We start from the raw sequence: 1,507 nt of genomic DNA on the forward strand, positions 1-1,507 counted from the left end.
GCCCCAGCCCGATCGCGCCGCCGCCAATAATGATGATCTGCGCCATGCCCGGCCCTTTCGATGTTTGACGCAGGATTGACTTGGGCATGGGCGCAGCACAAGAATTTGCTCCGACAATTAGAAAGACTAATGAAAGTCAGAAATAATGAAGAAAACGCAGGCGGAATCGGATGTTAACCTGCTGCGCGCGCTGGAGGTCTTCATGGCTGTCGCCGATTCCCGCCATGTGACAGCGGCGGCAGCAGCCCTGGGGATGACCCAATCGGCGGTCTCCCAGCAACTGAAAAAGCTGGAATGGGCGCTGGATGCGCCGCTGTTCAACCGCGCCCGCCGCCCGCTGGAGCTGACCCACGCGGGCGAGATCCTGCGCCGCCGCGCCTTCCGCATCCTCAGCGAGGTGGAGGACCTGCGGTCCGAGCTGCGCCATGTGCAGTCCAGCTCAATCCCGATCCTGCGGGTGGCCTTGCTGGCCTCGGTTGCCACCACTCTGACCCCCGGCCTCCTGGACATGGTACGGGGCGGGCTGGGCATTCCGGAGCTCAGCCTGTCGGCCGGGCTGGCCACCGATCATCAGGCCGCGCTGAACGCCCGCAGTATCGACATCGCCATCACCTCGGACCCGCAGTTCGACCTGACGGACTACACCTGCACGCCGGTGCTGGAAGAGCCTTTTTTCCTCGTTTTGCCAACGGATTACGATGGCCCCACCGATGACATTCACGCGCTCTCGGAACGCCTGTCCCTGGTCCGTTTCAGCGCCGACGCACCTGTCGGGCGCCGCACCGATCAGCACCTGCAGCGCTGCCGCCTGGACCTGCCGCGCTCTATGGAAGCTGACCGCGCATCGATGGTGGTCGCGGGGGTGATCACCGGCAAATGCTATGCCATCCTGACGCCCTCGCTGCTGATCGACGCAATTGCCGAGGGCATGGCGCTGCGCATCGAACCCTTACCCTTTGCTGGTTTCAAACGCTCCATCGTGGCGATCCACCGCACCGGGGAGCTGGGCGGTATCCCGGATCAGGTCGCAGAGGAAAGCCGCCGCCTGCTGCAGCAAAGTTTCGAGCGGCTGCTGCCCCACGCCGCGGACCATGTTATCTACCCCGCCTAATCCGCATCATTAGTGAAACTAATGCTGCGTGGTTTTGCTGTGCAGGCCACGGCTTCCTTGCCATGTCTAGTGCCAGACATGACCGCAACGGAGGCCCCCGCATGGCCCGCACACCCTCCCGCCGCGCCGGACGGCAAGAGCGCATGGCCGCCCGCGCTGCCCAGGGCGCGCTAGCGGCACCCTATACGATCCGAAAAACCGGCCTCTTCAGCCTGATCAATGACGAGGCGGTTGCCATCATCGAACGCAACGCCGACCGCATCCTGGACGAGATCGGCATGGACTTCCGCGGCGATCCGGAGACGCTGGAACTGTTCCGCAAACACGGCGCCAGGGTCGACGGTGAGCGGGTCCGGTTCGATCCCGGCTGGTGCCGCGACAAGATCAAGACCGCAC

At 64.1% G+C, this 1,507-nt stretch carries 2 protein-coding genes; both read left to right on the plus strand.

The window, feature by feature from the left end; genetic code table 11:
• The first annotated feature begins 145 nt into the window (after positions 1 to 145).
• Positions 146 to 1,111, plus strand: a complete 966-nt coding sequence (locus A2I95_RS37155) for a LysR family transcriptional regulator (protein ID WP_051371806.1) — start codon at positions 146 to 148, stop codon at positions 1,109 to 1,111.
• Between the two features lie 101 nt (positions 1,112 to 1,212).
• The coding region (locus tag A2I95_RS37160) for a trimethylamine methyltransferase family protein (RefSeq protein ID WP_291737481.1) at positions 1,213 to 1,507 on the plus strand (295 nt) is incomplete at its 3' end.

It is taken from the genome of Leisingera sp. F5 (genome assembly GCF_001593695.1).

Excerpts from the sequence above, each read along its gene's own strand:
- A2I95_RS37155 (WP_051371806.1), top strand. The coding sequence starts at position 146 with ATGAAGAAAACGCAGGCGGAATCGGATGTTAACCTGCTGCGCGCGCTG.